Annotated in this window: 18 protein-coding genes; 14 read left to right on the top strand and 4 right to left on the bottom strand. The window is 73.2% G+C overall.

The window, feature by feature from the left end:
- Positions 1–20: 20 nt before the first annotated feature.
- The 3 genes from ACFY29_RS34240 to ACFY29_RS34230 are packed head-to-tail and all read right to left on the bottom strand — an operon-like array spanning position 21 to position 1197.
- Entirely contained in the window at positions 21–437 is a 417-nt protein-coding gene (locus tag ACFY29_RS34240) for a PLD nuclease N-terminal domain-containing protein (protein WP_386992821.1), read from the bottom strand.
- A 27-nt stretch (positions 438–464) separates the two neighbouring features.
- Positions 465–770, bottom strand: a complete 306-nt coding sequence (locus ACFY29_RS34235; protein ID WP_386992819.1) for a DUF202 domain-containing protein — start codon at positions 768–770, stop codon at positions 465–467.
- 34 nt (positions 771–804) lie between these two features.
- Complete coding sequence (locus tag ACFY29_RS34230; protein ID WP_386992817.1) at positions 805–1197, bottom strand: YidH family protein; 393 nt, start codon at positions 1195–1197, stop codon at positions 805–807.
- A 41-nt stretch (positions 1198–1238) separates the two neighbouring features.
- Between ACFY29_RS34230 and ACFY29_RS34225 the strand changes: the two genes are divergently transcribed.
- The 9 genes from ACFY29_RS34225 (at position 1239) to ACFY29_RS34185 (ending at position 9814) form a co-directional block, all read left to right on the top strand.
- Positions 1239–2036, top strand: coding sequence for a GNAT family N-acetyltransferase (locus ACFY29_RS34225; RefSeq protein ID WP_386992815.1), 798 nt, complete (start codon positions 1239–1241; stop codon positions 2034–2036).
- 2 nt (positions 2037–2038) lie between these two features.
- Positions 2039–2446 (top strand): hypothetical protein, encoded by a 408-nt coding sequence (locus ACFY29_RS34220; protein WP_386992813.1) that lies wholly within the window; start codon positions 2039–2041, stop codon positions 2444–2446.
- 199 nt (positions 2447–2645) lie between these two features.
- A complete protein-coding gene (locus tag ACFY29_RS34215) occupies positions 2646–3425 on the top strand; it encodes an electron transfer flavoprotein subunit beta/FixA family protein (protein WP_328424312.1) in 780 nt (259 codons plus the stop codon).
- A gap of 14 nt (positions 3426–3439) precedes the next feature.
- Positions 3440–4399: an electron transfer flavoprotein subunit alpha/FixB family protein gene (locus tag ACFY29_RS34210; RefSeq protein ID WP_328424314.1), complete on the top strand. Its 960-nt coding sequence runs from the start codon at positions 3440–3442 to the stop codon at positions 4397–4399.
- A 436-nt stretch (positions 4400–4835) separates the two neighbouring features.
- Positions 4836–6011 carry a cysteine desulfurase family protein gene (locus ACFY29_RS34205; protein WP_386992810.1) on the top strand — a complete coding sequence of 392 codons (1176 nt, stop codon included), beginning with the start codon at positions 4836–4838 and terminating at the stop codon, positions 6009–6011.
- A 194-nt stretch (positions 6012–6205) separates the two neighbouring features.
- Entirely contained in the window at positions 6206–7279 is a 1074-nt protein-coding gene (mnmA, locus tag ACFY29_RS34200; RefSeq protein WP_386992808.1) for a tRNA 2-thiouridine(34) synthase MnmA, read from the top strand.
- Positions 7280–7366: 87 nt separating this feature from the next.
- The gene (locus tag ACFY29_RS34195) at positions 7367–8371 is read left to right on the top strand and encodes a methionine synthase (protein WP_386992806.1); all 1005 of its coding nucleotides are present in this window, start codon (positions 7367–7369) and stop codon (positions 8369–8371) included.
- Positions 8372–8407: 36 nt separating this feature from the next.
- Positions 8408–8773 (top strand): VOC family protein, encoded by a 366-nt coding sequence (locus ACFY29_RS34190; RefSeq protein ID WP_386992989.1) that lies wholly within the window; start codon positions 8408–8410, stop codon positions 8771–8773.
- 30 nt (positions 8774–8803) lie between these two features.
- A complete protein-coding gene (locus ACFY29_RS34185; RefSeq protein ID WP_386992804.1) occupies positions 8804–9814 on the top strand; it encodes an ADP-ribosylglycohydrolase family protein in 1011 nt (336 codons plus the stop codon).
- A 56-nt stretch (positions 9815–9870) separates the two neighbouring features.
- Here ACFY29_RS34185 and ACFY29_RS34180 read toward each other — a convergent pair whose 3' ends face one another.
- The gene (locus ACFY29_RS34180; RefSeq protein ID WP_386992802.1) at positions 9871–10416 is read right to left on the bottom strand and encodes a type II toxin-antitoxin system PemK/MazF family toxin; all 546 of its coding nucleotides are present in this window, start codon (positions 10414–10416) and stop codon (positions 9871–9873) included.
- A gap of 187 nt (positions 10417–10603) precedes the next feature.
- Here ACFY29_RS34180 and ligA point away from each other — a divergent pair, with 187 nt between their 5' ends.
- From ligA to gatB, 5 genes are all read left to right on the top strand, one after another.
- On the top strand, positions 10604–12739 hold the full coding sequence (gene ligA, locus ACFY29_RS34175) for an NAD-dependent DNA ligase LigA (protein WP_386992799.1): 2136 nt from the start codon (positions 10604–10606) through the stop codon (positions 12737–12739).
- 158 nt (positions 12740–12897) lie between these two features.
- A complete protein-coding gene (locus ACFY29_RS34170; protein ID WP_386992797.1) occupies positions 12898–15552 on the top strand; it encodes a putative bifunctional diguanylate cyclase/phosphodiesterase in 2655 nt (884 codons plus the stop codon).
- A gap of 156 nt (positions 15553–15708) precedes the next feature.
- Positions 15709–16014, top strand: a complete 306-nt coding sequence (gene gatC / locus ACFY29_RS34165; RefSeq protein ID WP_328424332.1) for an Asp-tRNA(Asn)/Glu-tRNA(Gln) amidotransferase subunit GatC — start codon at positions 15709–15711, stop codon at positions 16012–16014.
- On the top strand, positions 16011–17486 hold the full coding sequence (gene gatA / locus ACFY29_RS34160; RefSeq protein ID WP_386992795.1) for an Asp-tRNA(Asn)/Glu-tRNA(Gln) amidotransferase subunit GatA: 1476 nt from the start codon (positions 16011–16013) through the stop codon (positions 17484–17486). The genes gatC and gatA overlap by 4 nt, the downstream gene beginning before the upstream one ends.
- A 13-nt stretch (positions 17487–17499) precedes the next feature.
- The gene (gatB, locus tag ACFY29_RS34155) at positions 17500–18999 is read left to right on the top strand and encodes an Asp-tRNA(Asn)/Glu-tRNA(Gln) amidotransferase subunit GatB (RefSeq protein WP_386992793.1); all 1500 of its coding nucleotides are present in this window, start codon (positions 17500–17502) and stop codon (positions 18997–18999) included.
- Positions 19000–19135: the final 136 nt, after the last annotated feature.

The raw sequence follows: 19135 nt of genomic DNA, 5'->3' as shown, positions 1-19135 counted from the left end.
CGGCGCGGCCGGGCCGGTGCTCACACCTCCGGCCGGTCACCCTCCCGCGGCGGATCACCGTCCTGGCGGCGCAGGTCGTCCTCGCGTCGGCGCAGGTCTTCCTCCCAGCGGCGGAAGAGCTCCTGGTCCTGCTGTTGGGCGCGGTCCTGCACCGAGCGGAGGAACTCCGGGTCGTCGTCCGGGGCGAGCGGGCGCGGGCGCTGCCGCCCGGTGCGGCCGTTGCCGGCCGGCCCGGCCTTGCGGGTCCCGGCGCTGGGCACCCGGCCGGCGAGGAACCAGGCGATCGAACCGATCAGCGGGAAGAACAGGATGATCAGCACCCAGGCGATCCGGGGCAGGGCACGGATCTGGCCCTCCTCGGCGGAGAGACAACTGATCAGCGCGCAGACCGCGAGGACGATCTGCACCAGGAAGAGGAGTACGCCAAGCCGGGCCATGCACCTATCATGGCGCACCCCGTCCCGTCACCACAGTCGGCGAACCACCAGCAGCACACCCAGCAGTGCGAGCCCGACGGTGGCCAGCGCGACCAGGGGCAGCGTGCGGCCGCCGGTGCGCGCCGGCCCGGTGCCGGTGGCCCGGGGCCAGCAGAGCACGAGCACGGCCCCCCAGACCAGCACGGTTGCGCCGGCGATCAGCGCCCCGGCCGGGTCGCCGGTCGACCCCAGCCGGACGGCCAGCGCGGTCACCACGGTCAGTGCCAGCGCGGTGCGCCGCCAGGCCAGCCGGGTCCGCTCCGGTTGCAGCCCCGGGTCGCGCCCGGCGGTCACCGGCCGGACCCCGGCCTCGGGCGTGGGCCGCCGGTCACGCTTCGCCGACCGCCCGGACCAGCACCGCGACCACCAGCAGCACGGCGCCCGCCCCGATGGCGAGGGCGAGGATGGCGGGGAAACGGGAGGCGGGCAGCTCCTGGCCGAGCCGGATGGCCCGTTCGGTACGCGCCCAGTGGTCCACGGCGCGGACCGCGACGGCGCCGCCGAGCAGCAGCAGCGCGACCGCGATCACCTCCCGCAGGTGGGTCAGCGGCAGCGGCGGCAGGAACTGCGCGGCGGCCAGCCCGCCGCCGACCAGCGCCAGGCCGGTACGCAGCCAGGCCAGGAAGGTGCGCTCGTTGGCCAGGGAGAACCGGTAGTCCGGTGGCTCGCCGACCGAGCGTAGGTCCGCCGGGTCGAACCACCGCCTGATCGCCTCCCACACGACGCCGATTATCCGCTTCCCCTCCGGCTTAGCCTGGGGCGGTGACCGATCTCGACGTGATGACGCTGCGTACCGCCTATGACAACCAACTCCGCCCAGAGATCCCGGACCCGGTGCCAGCCGGGGTGACAGTGGAGCGGGACGGGCCGCTGGTCCGGATCATCGGGCTCGACGCCGGCGGGTTCCTCACCTACCGCGACCTCGGCGGGTTGACCGGGGACGAGCTGGACGCGCTCATCGCCCGGCAGGTGGAGCTGTTCCGCCAGCGCGGCCAGTCGGTGGAGTGGAAGCTCAACGAGCACGACGAGCCAGCGGACCTGGCGGACCGCCTGCGCGCCGCCGGGTTCGTGGCGGAGGACCGGGAGACCGTGGTGGTCGGCCCGGTCGCGCCGCTGGCGGCCGCGCTGCCGGTCGCCCCCGAGGGGGTACGTCTGCGTGAGGTGACCAGCCAGGCCGACCTGGAGCGGATCGCCGCCATGGAGGAGGAGGTCTGGCAGGAGGACCGCTCGCACCTCGTCACGGGGCTGGCCAAGGAGATCGACGCCGACCCGCACTCGATCACTGTGGTGGTGGCCGAGGCGGGCGAGACGGTGGTGAGCGCCGGCTGGGTGCGTTTCCCGGCGAACACCGGCTTCGCCACCCTCTGGGGCGGATCCACCCTGCCGCAGTGGCGTCGCAAGGGCATCTACCGAGCGCTGGTCACCTATCGGGCCCGGCTGGCCGACCAGCGGGACCGGACGCTGCTGCAGGTCGACGCATCCGAGGACAGCCGGCCGATCCTCCAGCGGCTCGGCCTCGTCCCGGTCACCACCACCACCCCGTACGTCTACACTCCGTGATCATGGAGCAGCGGTTGACGGAAGATGAGCGGCTGACCCTCAAGACCGGTGTCTTTGGCGCCGTGTTCCTGGTCTCCAACGCCGCCCCGGGCATGTTGGGGGTGATCCGGGAGAGCTTCGCCGCCTCCGGCGCGCTGGCCGACGCCAGCGGGGTCGTCAAGGATGCGCTGACCAGCGGTCCGCTGCCCCGGCTGCCCCGGGACTCCCAGCTGGAGATCGAGTCGGTGGTGCTGCCGGCGCTCGGTCGGGCGGTGCGGATCCTGCGGGAGAAGTCGCCGGCGGACGTGGAGGCGTACCGAGAGGTGGTGCTGACCGCGGCGGACCGGGTGGCCCGGGCGCACGACGGGGTGGCCCCGGCGGAGGCCGCGGCCATCGACCGGATCCGGGGCGCGCTGGCCGGACCGGCCTGAGCAGGCGGCGGCCCCGGGCGACATCGGTGAGCTGTGTCACTCTGAGTGCCCCGGGGCCCGCAACCTACTGGCAGGTAACATTGCGCCGTGGGCAACTGCACAGCAGCCCGCGGTTGACCGGGCGTCGACCGACGCGCGAGGCTGCGCCCGAGACCGGGCGAGCGAATCGCATCACCACACAGGAGGGTCGTCGAACGCGATGAATATCGTCGTACTCGTCAAGCAGGTGCCTGATTCGGGCGCGGACCGCAACCTGCGCAATGACGACAACACCGTCGACCGCGGTTCGGCGAACAACGTGATCAACGAGATGGACGAGTACGCCATCGAGGAGGCGCTGAAGATCAAGGAGGCGCACGGTGGCGAGGTCACCATCCTGACCATGGGTCCGGACCGGGCGACCGAGTCGATCCGCAAGGCGCTCTCCATGGGCCCGGACAAGGCCGTGCACGTGGTGGACGACGCCCTGCACGGTTCCTGCGCGGTTTCCACCTCGAAGGTGCTCGCCGCCGCGCTCGGTCAGCTCAACGCCGACCTGGTGATCTGCGGCGCGGAGTCCACCGACGGTCGGGTCCAGGTCATGCCGCACATGCTCGCCGAGCGGCTCGGCGTCGCGGCGCTCACCGGCGCCCGCAAGCTCACCGTCGACGGCGGCACGCTGACCGTCGAGCGGCAGACCGAGGAGGGCTACGAGGTCGTCACCGCCTCCACCCCGGCCGTGGTCTCCGTCTGGGACACCATCAACGAGCCGCGCTACCCCTCCTTCAAGGGCATCATGGCCGCCAAGAAGAAGCCGGTGCAGACGTTCTCCCTGGCCGACCTCGGCGTCGCACCGACCGAGGTGGGCTTCGACGGCGCCACCAGCGCCGTGGTCGAGCACACCAAGCGCCCGCCGCGCTCCGGCGGCGCCAAGATCACCGACGAGGGCGAGGGCGGCGTCAAGCTGGTCGAGTTCCTCGCTACCGAGAAGTTCGTGTGAGAGCGGGTCTGGACATGTCTGAGGTTCTCGTCGTCGTCGAAGCCACCAAGGAATTCGGCGTCAAGAAGGTCACCCTGGAGATGCTCACCCTCGCCCGCGAGCTGGGCACGCCCAGCGCGGTCGTGCTCGGCGGCGCTGGTGCGGCCGAGGCGCTGAGCGGCAAGCTGGGCGAGTACGGCGCGGAGAAGATCTACGCGGCCGAGGGTGACGAGATCGACGGCTACCTGGTGGCCCCCAAGGCCACCGTGCTGGCCGAGCTGGTCAAGCGGGTGCAGCCCGCCGCCGTGCTGCTGGCCTCGGCGCAGGAGGGCAAGGAGATCGCTGCCCGGCTCGCCGTCAAGCTGGAGAACGGCATCCTGACCGACGTGGTGGGCCTGGCCGCCGACGGCACCGCCACCCAGATCGCCTTCGCCGGCTCCACCATCGTCAAGTCCAAGGTCACCAAGGGCCTGCCGCTGGTCACCGTCCGGCCCAACTCGGTCACTCCGACCGCGGCGGCGGCCACCCCGACGATCGAGCAGCTCACGGTGTCGGTCACCGACAGCGACAAGCTGGCCAAGGTCGTCGAGCGGGTCGCCGAGCAGAAGGGCTCCCGCCCCGAGCTGACCGAGGCCGGCGTGGTCGTCTCCGGCGGTCGCGGTGTCGGCAACGCGGACAACTTCAAGCTGGTCGAGGAGCTGGCCGACCTGCTCGGCGGCGCCGTCGGCGCGTCCCGCGCGGCGGTCGACTCCGGCTTCTACCCGCACCAGTTCCAGGTGGGCCAGACCGGCAAGACGGTCTCCCCGCAGCTCTACGTCGCGCTCGGCATCTCCGGTGCCATCCAGCACCGGGCCGGCATGCAGACCTCGAAGACCATCGTCGCGGTCAACAAGGACGGCGAGGCGCCGATCTTCGAGCTGGCCGACTTCGGCGTGGTGGGCGACCTGTTCAAGATCGTCCCGCAGGCCGCCGAGGAGATCCGCAAGCGCAAGTGACCGACCCGGGGCTGCCGCCCAACGGCACACCCCGGCACCGCACGACGAACAGTGGCCGCCCGAGTGGGCGGCCACTTTCGTGCTGGCGGAAAGGGAGCTGATCGGCGGGCCGGGGAGCTGAGCCGGCCCGCCGATCAGCCCGTCAGGGTGCCCTCGGGTTGATGAGCCAGACCTCGTAGTACCCCGGCACGCGCGGGAGATTCGCCACGTGCAGATGTAGTTGGCCGCCCTTGAAGGCCCGGGCGTCACGCCGCCCAGCGGGACCAGCCGCCGCGCCGGTCTCCCGGACCCGGTCCGGATGCGGGCGGGGACGGGGGAGAGGAACCTCTTCCCGCCCTGGCCGTACCGCGTCGGGCGAGGGCCTCCGGGTCCGGCCGGTCACCGGAGTCCCCTCCGCCATCCGGTCTCCGACCTGTCGGCCGTAGGCTGAACGGTGATGGCTTACCTGGATCATGCGGCGACCACTCCGATGCTCGATGAGGCACTGGAGGCGTACGTCGCCACCGTCCGCGAGGTCGGCAACGCGTCCTCCCTGCACGCGGCGGGTCGCCGCGCCCGCCGCCGGGTCGAAGAGTCGCGCGAGCGGGTGGCCGCCGTCCTGGGCGCCCGGCCCTCCGAGGTGATCTTCACCGGTGGTGGCACGGAGAGCGACAACCTTGCGGTGAAGGGCATCTTCTGGGCTCGCCGGGGAGCCGGCCCCGACCGCCGACGGGTGGTCTCCAGCGCCATCGAGCACCACGCGGTGCTGGACGCGGTGGACTGGCTGGCCCAGCACGAGGGGGCCGAGGTCGGCTGGCTGCCGGTGGACGCCGCCGGTCGACTCGACCCGGAGGACCTGCGCGCCGAGTTGGCAGCGCACACCGACCGGGTGGCCGTGGTCACCGCGATGTGGGCGAACAACGAGGTGGGCACCGTCCAGCCGATAGCCGAGCTGGCCGCCGTCGCCGCCGAGCACGGTGTGCCGTTCCACACGGACGCCATCCAGGCCGTCGGTCAGGTGCCGGTCGATTTCGCCGCCAGCGGGGTCGCCGCGCTGACCGTCACCGGGCACAAACTGGGCGGTCCGACCGGGGTGGGGGCGCTGCTGCTCGCCCGGGACGTGGCGGCCACGCCGCTGCTGCACGGTGGCGGCCAGGAACGCGACATACGCTCCGGCACCCTGGACACCGCCGGCATCGTCGCCTTCGCGGTCGCCGTCGAAGCGGCCGTGAAGGGCCAGCAGGAGTACGCGGCCCGGGTGGCCGCGCTCCGTGACGACCTGATCGAGCGGGTCCGCCAGGCGGTGCCCGAGGTGATCTACAACGGTGACCCGGTCGACCGGCTGCCCGGCAACGCGCACTTCTCCTTCCCCGGCTGCGAGGGCGACGCCCTGCTGCTCCTGCTCGACGCCCAGGGCATCGCCTGCTCGACGGGCTCGGCCTGCTCGGCCGGGGTGGCCCAGCCCTCGCACGTGCTGCTGGCGATGGGTGCCGACGACGACCGCGCCCGCTCCTCGCTGCGCTTCACCCTCGGTCACACCAGCACCCAGACCGAGATCGACGCCCTCATCGCGGCCCTCCCGGCGGCCGTCGACCGCGCCCGCCGAGCCGCCGCCCACCGCACCCAGCGCTAACCCCCCCCCCCCCCCCCCCGGGGGCCACCCCTCACCCGGTCGATCATGGGGTCGTGGTGCCCGGAGTGCGATGGCAGGCGGCTTTTGTCCCCCACCACAACTCCATGATCGACGGAGCGGGGGCGGGGTGTTGTGGCGGGGATGGGGGTGGGTTGGGTGGGTGGATAGGCTGGGGGAGGGAAGGGAGTGGGCTGGTGAGGGTGTTGGCGGCTATGTCGGGCGGGGTTGACTCGGCCGTGGCGGCGGCGCGGGCGGTGGCGGCCGGGCATGACGTGACCGGCGTGCACCTGGCGCTGGCTCGCAATCCACAGACCTACCGGACCGGGGCGCGTGGCTGCTGCACGCTGGAGGACTCCCGGGACGCCCGGCGGGCGGCCGACGTGATCGGCATCCCGTTCTACGTCTGGGACATGGCCGACCGGTTCCACGCCGACGTGGTGGACGACTTCGTGGCCGAGTACGCGGCAGGCCGTACGCCGAATCCCTGCCTGCGCTGCAACGAGAAGATCAAGTTCACGGCGGTGCTGGACCGGGCGGTGGCCCTGGGCTTCGACGCGGTGGTGACCGGCCACCACGCCCGGCTCGGCCCGGACGGGCTGCTGCGGCGCAGCGTCGACGTGGCCAAGGACCAGTCGTACGTGCTGGCCGTGCTCACCCGCGAGCAGCTGGACCGGTCGATCTTCCCGCTCGGCGACTCGACCAAGGCGCAGGTCCGCGTGGAGGCCGCCGAGCGTGGCCTGGCGGTGGCCGACAAGCCGGACTCGCACGACATCTGCTTCATCGCCGACGGCGACACCCGGGGCTTCCTGGCTGGCCGGCTCGGTGCGGCGCCCGGCGACGTGGTGGACGCGAGCACCGGCGCGGTGGTCGGCAGCCACACCGGCGCGTACGCGTACACCGTGGGCCAGCGTCGCGGGCTGCACCTGGACCGACCCGCCACGGACGGGCGGCCGCGCTACGTGCTCTCCATCACGCCGAAGACCAACACGGTGACGGTCGGCCCGGCCGAGGCGCTGGAGGTGTTCCAGGTGCACGCCGAGCGGCCGGTCTGGACCGGTGGCCCGCGTCCGGACGCGCCGGTCGAGTGCGAGGTGCAGCTGCGCGCGCACGGCGAGGTGGTGCCGGCCACCGTGGCCCTCGACGGCGACCGGCTCCACGCCGAGCTGCGTCGGCCGGTCCGCGGTGTCGCCGCCGGTCAGGCCGTGGTGGCGTACCGGCCGGACCCGGCCGGCGACGTGGTTCTCGGCTCCGCCACCATCACCGGCTGACCCGGCGCTGAGCGGCCGCCGGGAGCCGGGGCCGGCGAGGTGGCCGTCGCAGCCCGGGGCATTTCGCGCACCGGATACCCTTCGGCCGTGACAGATCAGGCGTGGCCCTGGCCGGCCGGCGCGGCAACCGGTATCGGTTCGCTGCCCGGCACCGACATCGCCGAGGCCCAGCGGGTGGTCCTCGGCGAGCTTCCGGCGCTGCCCCACCTGCCCGAGCTGCCGGCTCGCGGCCCCGGGGCCGACCTGATCGGTCGCACCGCCGGAATGCTGGTCGAGCTGCCCGTCGAGCTGTACGCGGGCCGTTGGCGGGTCGCCCCGCGCCCGGGCCGTGACCTGCGCCGTGCGCGCGACCTGCTGGAACGCGATCTGGACCAGCTCGCCGAGCAGGCCGAGGAGTACGCCGGCCCGATCAAGGTGCAGGCCGGCGGCCCGCTCACCCTGGCCGCCGCGCTGGAGTTGCCGATCGGCGGCCGGTTGCTGCGTGACCCCGGCGCGGTCCGTGATCTCACCGACTCCCTCGCCGAAGGGCTACGCGTGCACGTCGCGGCGGTTGCCCGGCAACTGCCCCACGCCTCGGTGCTGCTCCAACTGGACGAGCCGTCGCTGCCGACCGTGCTGGCCGGGCGGGTGCCCACCGAGAGCGGGCTGGGCGCGTACCGGGCGGTGGAGTCGGCGGACGCGGCGGCGCTGCTGCGCACGGTCGTCGAAGCGGTCGGCGTCCCGACCGTGGTGCACTGCTGCGCCCCGGATGTGCCGTTGGAGCTGATCCGGTCGACCGGCGCTGCCGCAGTCGCCCTCGACCTGGGCCTGCTCACCGAGCTGGACCCGCTGGGCGAGGCGATCGACGCCGGCCTCGGGCTGCTGGCCGGGGCCGCGCCGACGCGGCCGCCGTCGACCGGTCCGGCGCCGACCTCCGCCCAGATCGCCGATCGGGTACGCCAGCTCTGGGACCGCCTCGGCTTCCCCCGTCGACAGCTCGCCGAGCAGGTGGTGGTCACCCCGGCCTGTGGCCTCGCCGGCGCCACCCCGGAGTACGCCCGGACGGTGCTGGCCGCCTGCCGGGACGCCGGCCGGCGCCTCGTCGAGGACTGAGGTTTCCTGTCGTAATTGGTGGGCAGGATGAGCGTCATGATTGGACAGCTACGTTCCGTGGTGATCGACTGCCCGGATCCGCGGGCGCTGGCCGCGTTCTACGCGGAGCTGCTCGGCATGTCTCTGGCCGAGGGCGACTCCGACGACGAATGGGTGGTGCTGGGCGGCCCGCCCGGGCAGCAGCCCCGGCTGGCGTTCCAGCGGGCGCTCAACCTGCGTCCGCCGGCCTGGCCTGATCCGGAGCGCCCGCAGCAGTTCCACATCGACGTGACAGTGACCGACGTCGAGGCCGCCGAGAAGGCGGCGCTGGCGCTCGGCGCGCGACGGCTGCCGGGTGAGGGCGAAGGCTGGCGGGTCTACGCCGATCCGGCCGGCCACCCGTTCTGCCTCTGCTGGGACTGAGCCTGGCGTGGATCACGGCGGCCGGGCATCATGGCCGCCGTGATCCACAACTCTCCGCTGTGCGCCTCGGGGTCGCTCTTCGGTCTCGCCTACGGCGATGCGCTGGGCAAGCCGACCGAATTCCTGACCGTCGCCGAGATCGAGCGACGGTACGGCCCGACCGGTCCGCGGGAGCTGTCCGGCGAGCCGGCGCTGGTCACCGACGACACCCAGATGGCGCTGGCGCTGGGCTGGGCGCTGCACGAGGCGCCGTCGCTCACCCCGGAGGTCGTGGAGCCGCTGCTGCGGCGGCGTTTCCTGGCCTGGGCGATCAGCCCGGACAACAACCGGGCCCCGGGGATGACCTGCCTGCGCGCCTGCGCCGAGCTGGGTCGTGGGCTCCGCTGGCAGGAGGCGACGGTCGCCGGGTCGAAGGGGTGCGGGGCCAACATGCGGGTGACGCCGGTCGGGTTGCTCGACGTGGACCTGGACACGCTGGCCGGGTTGGCCCAGCTACAGGCCGGGTTGACGCACGGCCACCCGACCGGGCTGGCTGCCAGCGAGCTCACCGCGTACGCGGTTTTCGCACTGCGCGGGGGCGCCACGCTCGCCGAGCTTCCCGCGATTCTTATCGACCGGGCGCGCACCCAGCGCCGGGTGTACCGGGAGCAGTGGCTGGGTGACCTCTGGCAGCGCCCCGGGGTCCGTACCCCGGAGGAGTTCATCGCCCGGGGCTGGGACGAGTGCCTGGCGGTGCTGGGGCGACTGACGACCGCGCTGGGACAACCGGATGATGGCGCTGACCCGTGCCGGCTCACCGGGGATGGCTGGGTGGCCGAGGAGGCGCTGGCCACCGCTCTGCTCTGCGCGGTACGGCACGCCGACGACCCGGTCTCGGCACTGGCCCGGGGTGCGACCACCGCCGGTGACTCCGACTCGATCGCCGCCCTGGCCGGCGCCTTCGTGGGTGCGGCCGCCGGGATGGCCGCCTGGCCACCCGCCTGGGTCGACCGCATCGAGTACGCCGACCAGCTCGCCACGCTCGGCGCGGCCTGGGACTGATCCCGTTCGGCGGCGGGGGCGTGCCCCGCCCCGGGGGATCGCCGGGTGGGGGACGGTCAGCGGGTGGGCAGGTGGTGCAGGCTGCGGACCCGTCGCCACAGGTCGCCGTCGCAGTTGCCGGCACGGTCGGCGAAGGCGGCCGAGCTGATCCGGGCCGGCTCGGTGAGGCTCAGGTAGCTGTCGTGCTCGGCGCCCGGGTCCCAGTCCCGGGTGGGGATGCGCACGTGGTCGTCCCGGTCGCTCTTGTCCTGGCTGGTGATCTTCAGGACGTCTGCGCCCCGGGAGTCGGCGCGCAGCACCAGGCACGGCCGGACCTTCGACCCGCTGTCGTCGGCGTACGGCACGTCGGCCCACCAGATCTCGCCCGGGGCCGGCTTGCCGGTCACCCGGTCGGTGTCGCGCGACCGGGGCTTGGTGGCGGGCCGGTCGCCGCCGCGCGGCCGGGGCGGTGTGGTGCGGCGGCCACCGGTACGCGCCGTGGCGCCCCGGCCTGGCCGGGTGCCCGACCGCCGGTTCGCCACCCGGTGCCGCCAGCTGTTCCACGCCCAGCCGGCGGTCACCGCCAGCAGGATCGCCACCGCCCAGAGCAGGGCCTCGGGCATCGGTACCTCCGCCTTCCGGTGGCCCCACCGGCCACCGTCGTCCGGCGATCCTCGCACGCCGTCGACCTTGCCGCCCGTCAACGGCGCGGCCGGTGGGCGCGGGTGGCCGACGGATTGTCTGACCGGCCCGATACCGTGCGGGAGTAGCGTGATCAGGGAGGTCGTAGGCGTGTCCGAAGGTGGCGGTGTGTCCGAGGAGCAGATCGGCCAACAGGTCAGCCCGGCGCAGGAGGCGGCGGCCGGCGCCGAGCCGACGCCGCAGGCGCGGGAGCGGCACGCCACGCTCAGCGGCGAGTTGACCGAGCACCAGTACCGCTACTACGTGCTGGACGCGCCGACCATCGCCGACGCCCAGTTCGACCAGCAGCTGCGCGAGCTGGAGGCGCTGGAGGAGGAGTTCCCGGCGCTGCGCACGCCGGATTCGCCGACCCAACGGGTGGGCGGCACCTTCTCCACCGACTTCACCCCGGTCACCCACGCCGAGCGCATGCTCTCGCTGGACAATGCCTTCGCCGACGAGGAGCTGTCCGCCTGGGCCGAGCGGGTCGAGCGGGATGCCGGCGGCCCGGTGCCCTACCTCTGCGAGCTGAAGGTCGACGGGCTGGCGATCAACCTGACCTACGAGGCCGGCCGGCTCGTTCGGGCGGCCACCCGTGGTGACGGCCGCACCGGCGAGGACGTCACCGCCAACGTGCGCAGCATCCGCGACGTGCCCAGCCAGCTCACCCCGTCCGCCGAATTCCCGGACGTGCCCGAGCTGCTGGAGGTCCGGGGCGAGATCTACTTCCCGATCGCCGCGTTCGCCGACCTCAACGCGGGTCTGGTCGAGCAGGGCAAGGCACCCTTCGCCAACCCGCGCAACGCCGCCGCCGGCAGCCTGCGGCAGAAGGACCCACGGGTCACCGCCTCCCGGCCGCTGCGCCTGGTGGTGCACGGCATCGGCGCCCGTCGCGGGTTCCAGCCGACGGCGCAGTCCGAGTCGTACACCGCGCTGAAGGCGTGGGGGCTGCCGACCAGCGACCGGTGGCGGGTGGTGCCGGATCTGGCCGGTGTGGCGGAATACATCGCCTACTACGCGGAGCACCGGCACGACGTCGAGCACGAGATCGACGGCGTGGTGGTCAAGGTCGACCCGGTCTCCATCCAGGGTCGGCTCGGCTCGACCAGCCGCGCCCCGCGGTGGGCGATCGCCTTCAAGTACCCACCGGAGGAGGTCACCACCAAGCTGCTCGACATCGACGTCAACGTGGGCCGCACCGGGCGGGTCACCCCGTTCGCCGTCCTCGAACCGGTGCGGGTGGCCGGCTCCACCGTCGCACTGGCCACCCTGCACAACGCCCGGGAGGTGGAGCGCAAGGGTGTGCTGATCGGCGACACGGTGGTGCTGCGCAAGGCCGGTGACGTGATTCCCGAGGTGCTCGGCCCGGTGGTCGAGCTGCGCCCGCCCGACGCCCGGCCGTTCGTCATGCCGACCAACTGCCCGGCCTGCGGCACCCCGCTCGCGCCGTCCAAGGAGGGCGACGTCGACATCCGTTGCCCCAACACGCGCAGCTGCCCGTCCCAGCTACGCGAGCGGGTGTTCCACCTGGCCGGCCGCGGCGCGTTCGACATCGAGGTGCTCGGCTACAAGGGTGCCGGGGCGCTCCTGGACGCGGAGATCATCACCGACGAGGGCGACCTCTTCCAGCTCGACGCCGAGCAGCTGTCCCGGTCCCCGTTCTTCGTCAACAAGGACGGCAGCCTCGGCACCAACGCGGTCAAACTGCTCGACAATCTGGCGGTCGCCCGCGAGCGCGACCTGTGGCGGGTGCTGGTGGCACTCTCCATCCGGCACGTCGGCCCCACCGCGGCCCAGGCGCTCGCCCGGCACTTCCGCTCGATGGAGGCCATCGACGCGGCCAGCGAGGAGGAGCTCTCCTCGGTCGACGGGGTCGGGCCGACCATCGCGGCCAGCATCCGAGAGTGGTTCGCCGTGGACTGGCACCGCGAGGTGGTCCGCAAGTGGGCCGAGGCGGGCGTACGGATGGCCGAGGAGGCTGTCGACGAGGGGCCGCGCCCGTTGGAGGGGCTGACCGTGGTGGTGACCGGCACGCTCGCGGGCTTCTCCCGGGACCAGGCCGCCGAGGCCGTGCAGAGCCGGGGCGGCAAGGTGAGCGGGTCGGTCTCCAAGAAGACGAGCTTCGTCGTGGTGGGGGACAACCCGGGGTCCAAGGCCGACAAGGCGGCCAGCCTCAAGGTGCCGGTGCTCGACGAGGACGGGTTCCGGCTGCTGCTGGACGCGGGTCCGGACGCCGCGCGGGGGGCTGCCCGGCTGGAGGGCTGACCGCTGCCGGCGTCTCGCCGCACCGGCTGGTCGCGCATACCAACTTAATTACGACTACGACCGATTCGTGACTGTCATACCGGGAAACTCGGGGCTGAGGGCGTTTCATTGGGTCACGGCGTGCTCACCGGCACGCCGACCGTCGGTCGGGAGGTGTGATGGAGGTCGCCGACCCGCGCAACTTCGTCCCTCCCGGACGGGTGGCGCCGTTCGCCGGCTTCGTCCTCGGCATCCTGGCGGTCGCCGCGTTGACCGCCGCCGGTCCACTCGCGACACTCCCCGGCGAGCTCTCCCGGCTGCCGGTGGCGTTCTGGACGATGGCCGCGCTCGCCGTGGTCTGCGATGCCCGCCCGTTCGTCCCCCCGGGGCGTGGGCAGTCCTCCGCGGTCTTCCCCTCCACCTGCTTCACCTTCGCGATCCTGCTCGGCTGGGGGCTCGGCCCGGCGGTCGCCGTGCAGGCGGTGGGGGTGGTCGTCTCGGGCTGGCGGATGCGGCACGCCGCGTGGCGGACCGCGTTCAACGTCGGCCAGTACGCCTGCGCTCTCGCCGCCGCGTACGGGGTCATCCAGCTCGGGCCGGGCACCATCTTCTCGGGCGGCCGGTTGCACTGGACCGACGTGGCCGTCGTCGGCGGCGCCACGGTGGCGTGGTTCGTGGTCAACTACGGGCTGGTCAGCTGGGCGGTGCGGCTGCGCTTCGGCGACCGGTGGTGGCCCACCGTCCGGCAGGGCCTCGGCTTCGAACTGCTCTCCACCGGCTCGCTGCTGCTGCTCGCCCCGGTGCTGGTCGCCGCCGCGCGCGTCAGCGCGGCGCTGATCCCGCTGGTGTTGGTGCCGCTTTTCGCCGTGTACCGGATGGCCCGGCTGACCGTCGAGCAGCAGCACCTCGCCGCCGCCGACCCGCTCACCGGGCTGCCCAACCGCAAGGCCCTGCTGACCGAGGTGGCGGAGCAGGTGCACCTGCACGCCGAGCGGACCGCCCGGGGGGAACCGGACGGGCACCTGGCGCTGCTGCTGATCGACCTGGACCGCTTCAAGAACGTCAACGACGCGCTCGGGCACGCCGTGGGCGACCGGTTGCTGGTCGAGGTCAGCGCCCGGCTCACCGACGTGGAGCCTCGGCCGCAGATGATCGCCCGGCTCGGCGGGGACGAGTTCGCCATCGTGATGACCGGGCTGACCGACGCGAGCCAGGCGCGTGACCTGGCCGACCGGGTGGTCGGGGCGCTGGCCGAGCCGGTGCCGTTGGACGGGCTGCCGCTGGACGTGGGTGGTTCGATCGGGATCGCCCTCTTCCCCGAGCACGGCGAGGACTTCGCCACCCTGATGCGCCACGCCGACGTGGCGATGTACGACGCCAAGCACCGCAACGACACGGTGGCGCTCTACGCCCCGGAGTCCGACCACAACTCCGCCGAGCGGCTCGGCCTCCTCGCCGACCTGCGCCGCGTGCTGGAGTCCGGCCCGTCCGCCGACGAGCGACTCGACGCCGAACCAGCGCGACACGGCGAGCTGACGGGACAGGCCGACGGGAACCGTCGGGATTCCGGGCCGGTCGAGCCAGTGGGCCCGGAGCGGGCTGTCGACGTACCCCTCGGGGCGGCAGAGGTGCGCGGCGGGGATGGTGCGGCGCTGCCCGCCGGTGACCTGCCCGCCGAGGCCGCGCCGCACGCGGGCGCGGCACCGGTGATCGCCGCGGCGCGGCGGGTCGGCGGCCGGTGGTGGGTTCGCCGGCGGCGGCCCGACGCCGAGGTGGTGCACGCCGACGAGCTGATCAACCGGATCGCCACCGGAGCCGACCCGATCCGTGGCCGGAACGCCCGCGCCACGGTCACCGGCACCCGCCCGGGTGCGGCCCGGGACCGGCACTCCGGCGGCGGGCGCGGGCGGCGATCGCCAAACGGCGGTGCGGTGCCCGCCCCCGCGCTGACCGACGGCGGTCCCGGTCCGCGGCGCGACATCGGGCGGGGCGCCCCGGAGCAACCGCTCGCCCCGACCGAGTGGGCACACTCCGGCGGTGAGCCGGCCGACGACGCCGGCGAGATCACCATGTACTACCAGCCGCAGATCGCCATCGCGACGGGCGAGGTGGTAGGCGTCGAGGCGCTGCTGCGCTGGCGGCACCCGCGCCGGGGCATGGTCGACCCGGAGGAGCTGATCCGGGTCGCCGAGCAGAGCGCGGTGATGCGGCTGCTCACCCGGCGGGTGGTCGACGACGTCGTGGAGCAGCTCGCCAAGTGGTCGGCGGCCGGCATCGGGCTGCGCGCCGCGTTGAACGTGAGCGTGCGTGACCTGCACACCGGCGAGATCGCCGACCAGATCGCCGACCGGCTGGCCCGCTACGAGGTGCCGGCCGAGCGACTGCAACTGGAGATCACCGAGGGTGCCCTGATGGCCGACCCGCGTCGGGTGCTGGCCACCATCTCCCGGCTGCACCGGATCGGGGTGGCCATCGCGCTGGACGACTTCGGCACCGGGTATTCCTCCCTGCAACACCTGCGCCGGTTGCCGCTGTCCGAGGTGAAGGTGGACCGCTCGTTCGTGCTCGGCATGGCCGACGACGCCGACGACGCGGCGATCGTCCGGTCGATGATCGAGCTGGCCGGCGCGCTGGGGCTGCGGGTGGTCGCCGAGGGTGTGGAGGACGAGCGGACCTGGCGGATGCTGCACGCCGCCGGCTGCGACGCCGCGCAGGGCTGGTTCTACGCCCGACCGATGCCCGCCGAGGAGCTGGTCACGTGGCTGGCCCGGTACCGGCCGGTCCGCCCGACCGGCGGCCCGGAGCCGGACAACGGCCTTCGTACCCCCCGCTGACCCGCCCGTCGACGCGGCGCACGGGTCGGCGGAGGGGGAGTCGGGGACGCGGCACCGGAGCGGAACAATAGACTCGCTCCGGTCACCGCGTGTCACGCTCACCCGTCGCGCGGCCGGCACACCGCCCGACCAGCAGGACATCAGAAGGGGGCACGGATGGCCGCCATCTCCCGCGAGGAGGTCGCGCACCTGGCGCGCCTGTCGCGGCTCGCCGTCACCGAGGAGGAGCTGGACACCTTCGCCGGCCAGCTCGACGTGATCCTCCAGGCGGTCGCCCAGGTCGGCGAGGTCGCCGCGGCGGACATCCCGCCGACCTCGCACTCGGTGCCGCTGACCAACATCCTGCGGGAGGACGTGGTCACGCCGTGCCTGACCCCGCAGGAGGCACTGTCGGGTGCGCCGGACGCTGAGGACCAGCGGTTCCGCGTTCCGCGGATTCTCACCGAGGATGTGGCCTCATGAGTGACCTCACCAGAATGACCGCGACGGAGATCGCCGCCCTGGTCGCCGGCGGCGAGACCTCCGCCGTCGAGGTGACCCGGGCACACCTGGACCGGATCGCCGCGGTCGACGACCGAGTGCACGCCTTCCTGCACGTCGACACCGACGGCGCGCTCGCCGCGGCCCGCGCGGTCGACGAGCGCCGGGCCGCCGGCGAGGAGTTGGGCCCGCTGGCCGGGGTGCCGGTCGCGGTGAAGGACGTGCTCGCCACCCGGGGCGTACCGACCACCGTGGGGTCGAAGATCCTGGAGGGTTGGCGCCCGCCGTACGACGCCACGATCGTGCAGCGGCTGCGCGCCGCCGGCATGGTGATGCTCGGCAAGACCAACATGGATGAGTTCGCCATGGGCTCCTCCACCGAGTACTCGGCGTACGGCCCCACGCACAACCCATGGGACCTCAGCCGGATCCCGGGCGGCTCGGGTGGCGGCAGCGCCGCCGCGCTGGCCGCGTACGAGGCGCCGCTGGCGATCGGCTCGGACACCGGCGGCTCGATCCGCCAGCCCGGCGCGGTCACCGGCACCGTCGGTGTGAAGCCCACCTACGGCGGCACCTCCCGCTACGGGCTGGTCGCCTTCTCCTCGTCGCTGGACACCCCCGGCCCCTGCGCCCGTACGGTGCTCGACGCGGCCCTGCTGCACCAGGTGATCGGCGGGCACGACCCGCGCGACTCCACCTCGATCCCGCAGCCCGTGCCGGACGTGGTGGCGGCGGCGAAGCTCGGCGCGACCGGCGACCTGACCGGCGTACGGCTCGGCATCGTCAGCGAGTTCGTCGGCGAGGGCGCCGAGCCGGGTGTGATGGCCGCGTTCCGCGAGTCGGTGGACGCGCTGGCGAAGCTGGGTGCGGAGATCGTCGAGGTGTCCTGCCCGACGTTCGCCTACGCGTTGCCGGCGTACTACCTGATCGCGCCGAGCGAGTGCTCCTCCAACCTGGCCCGGTTCGACGGCGTCCGGTTCGGCCTGCGGGTCGGCGACGACGGCAACCGGTCGCTGGAGGAGGTCATGTCGCTGACCCGGGAGGCCGGCTTCGGCCCGGAGGTCAAGCGCCGCATCATGATCGGCACGTACGCCCTGTCGTCGGGTTACTACGACGCGTACTACGGGCAGGCGCAGAAGGTCCGGACGCTGATCACCCGGGACTTCACCGCCGCGTTCGAGCGGGTGGACGCGCTGATCTCGCCGACCACCCCGTCGGTGGCGTTCCCGTTGGGCGCGCGCACCGCCGACCCGTACCAGATGTACCTGGCCGACCTGTTCACCATCCCGACCAACCTGTACGGCGGGCCGGGCATCTCGGTGCCCTGCGGCCTCTCCGAGGGGCTGCCCGTCGGCCTGCAGGTGATGGCCCCGACGATGGCCGACGACCGGATGTACCGGGTCGCCGCCGCGTTGGAGTCCGCGGTCGGCACGTTCACCCCACCGGCACTGTGAGGCAGGAGCCCAGATGACGACGACGCTGCCCGCGTACGACGAGGTCGTCGCGCGCTACGAACCGGTGATCGGCCTGGAGACCCACGTCGAGCTGGGCACGAACACCAAGATGTTCTGCGGCTGCCCGACCGACTTCGGTGGCGAGCCGAACACCCGGGTCTGCCCGGTCTGCCTCGGCCTGCCCGGCTCGCTGCCGGTGGCCAACAAGGCGGCCATCGAGGCGATCATCCGGATCGGCCTGGCGTTGAACTGCTCCATCGCCGAGTGGTGCCGGTTCGCCCGGAAGAACTACTTCTACCCGGACATGCCGAAGAACTTCCAGATCAGCCAGTACGACGAGCCGATCTGCGTCGACGGCTACCTGGACGTCGAGGTCAACGGCGAGACGGTGCGGATCGAGATCGAGCGGGTGCACCTGGAGGAGGACACCGGCAAGACGCTGCACGTCGGCGGCGCCACCGGCCGCATCCACGGCGCGACCGAGTCGCTGGTCGACTACAACCGGGCGGGCATTCCGCTGGTCGAGATCGTCACCAAGCCCATCCCGGGCACCGGCGTGCTCGCCCCCGACGTGGCCCGGGCGTACGTCGCCGAGCTGCGGGACGTGATCCGCACCCTCGGTGTCTCGGACGTGCGGATGGAGGAGGGTTCGCTGCGCTGCGACGTGAACACCTCGCTCAACCTGCCGGGACAGGAGTGGGGCACCCGCACCGAGACCAAGAACGTCAACTCGCTGCGTTCGGTGGAGCGGGCGGTCCGTTCGGAGATGCTCCGGCAGGCCTCGGTGCTGGACGCCGGCGGCCGGATCACCCAGGAGACCCGGCACTTCCACGAGGACACCGGCGACACCACCCCGGGCCGCTCGAAGGAGACCGCCACCGACTACCGGTACTTCCCGGAGCCGGATCTGGTGCCGATCGCCCCGGACCCCGCGTGGGTCGCCGAGCTGAAGGCCACCCTGCCGGAGCTGCCCCGGGTGCACCGGCGTCGGCTCCAGCAGCAGTGGGGGCTGTCCGACCTGGACATGCAGTCGGTGCTGAACGCCGGCGCGGTCGAGCTGATCGAGGCCACCGTCGCCGCCGGCACCACCCCGGCCGCCGCCCGCAAGTGGTGGCTGGGCGAGCTGTCCCGCCGGGCCAACGAGAGCGGCGTGGAGCTGGCCGACATCGGCGCCACCCCGGGCCAGGTCGCCGAGTTGCAGGGCCTGGTGGACGCCGGCAAGCTCAACGACAAGATGGCCCGCGCGGTGCTGGAGGGCGTGGTCGACGGCGAGGGCTCGCCCACCGAGATCATGACCAACCGGGGCCTGGAGGTCGTGTCGGACACCGGCGCGCTCACCGCCGCGGTGGACGAGGCGATCGCCGCCAACCCCGGCATCGCCGACAAGATCCGTAGTGGCAAGGTCGCCGCAGCCGGCGCGCTGGTCGGAGCGGTCATGAAGACCACCCGCGGTCAGGCCGACGCGAAGACCGTCCGTGAGCTGGTCCTGGAGCGCCTCGGCGTCCAGGGCTGACCGTCCGAAAGGGGCCCCTTCTCAACGCTTCGTGCACAGGAAGGGGCACTTCCTGACGTCCCACCCCGCTGGGTCGCCCACTCGGGCGGCGTGATCCGCACCCCTCGCGAGGGCGTCAACGGCGACGCCCGGATGG

Source organism: Micromonospora sp. NPDC000668, from assembly GCF_042897975.1.
Lineage (GTDB): Bacteria > Actinomycetota > Actinomycetes > Mycobacteriales > Micromonosporaceae > Micromonospora.
Note: the sequence above shows the minus strand (reverse complement) of the source record. Positions and strands in the feature narration are given on the sequence as shown.

Bases quoted from the DNA above. Each gene is read 5' to 3' on its own strand.
- ACFY29_RS34215 (WP_328424312.1), top strand. From the start codon at position 2,646: ATGAATATCGTCGTACTCGTCAAGCAGGTGCCTGATTCGGGCGCGGAC.
- ACFY29_RS34210 (WP_328424314.1), top strand. From the start codon at position 3,440: ATGTCTGAGGTTCTCGTCGTCGTCGAAGCCACCAAGGAATTCGGCGTC.
- ACFY29_RS34240 (WP_386992821.1), bottom strand. From the start codon at position 437: ATGGCCCGGCTTGGCGTACTCCTCTTCCTGGTGCAGATCGTCCTCGCG.
- gatC (WP_328424332.1), top strand. From the start codon at position 15,709: ATGGCCGCCATCTCCCGCGAGGAGGTCGCGCACCTGGCGCGCCTGTCG.
- ACFY29_RS34220 (WP_386992813.1), top strand. From the start codon at position 2,039: ATGGAGCAGCGGTTGACGGAAGATGAGCGGCTGACCCTCAAGACCGGT.
- gatA (WP_386992795.1), top strand. From the start codon at position 16,011: ATGAGTGACCTCACCAGAATGACCGCGACGGAGATCGCCGCCCTGGTC.
- ACFY29_RS34170 (WP_386992797.1), top strand. From the start codon at position 12,898: ATGGAGGTCGCCGACCCGCGCAACTTCGTCCCTCCCGGACGGGTGGCG.
- ACFY29_RS34180 (WP_386992802.1), bottom strand. From the start codon at position 10,416: ATGCCCGAGGCCCTGCTCTGGGCGGTGGCGATCCTGCTGGCGGTGACC.
- ACFY29_RS34185 (WP_386992804.1), top strand. From the start codon at position 8,804: ATGGCCGCCGTGATCCACAACTCTCCGCTGTGCGCCTCGGGGTCGCTC.
- gatB (WP_386992793.1), top strand. From the start codon at position 17,500: ATGACGACGACGCTGCCCGCGTACGACGAGGTCGTCGCGCGCTACGAA.
- ACFY29_RS34190 (WP_386992989.1), top strand. From the start codon at position 8,408: ATGATTGGACAGCTACGTTCCGTGGTGATCGACTGCCCGGATCCGCGG.
- ACFY29_RS34205 (WP_386992810.1), top strand. From the start codon at position 4,836: ATGGCTTACCTGGATCATGCGGCGACCACTCCGATGCTCGATGAGGCA.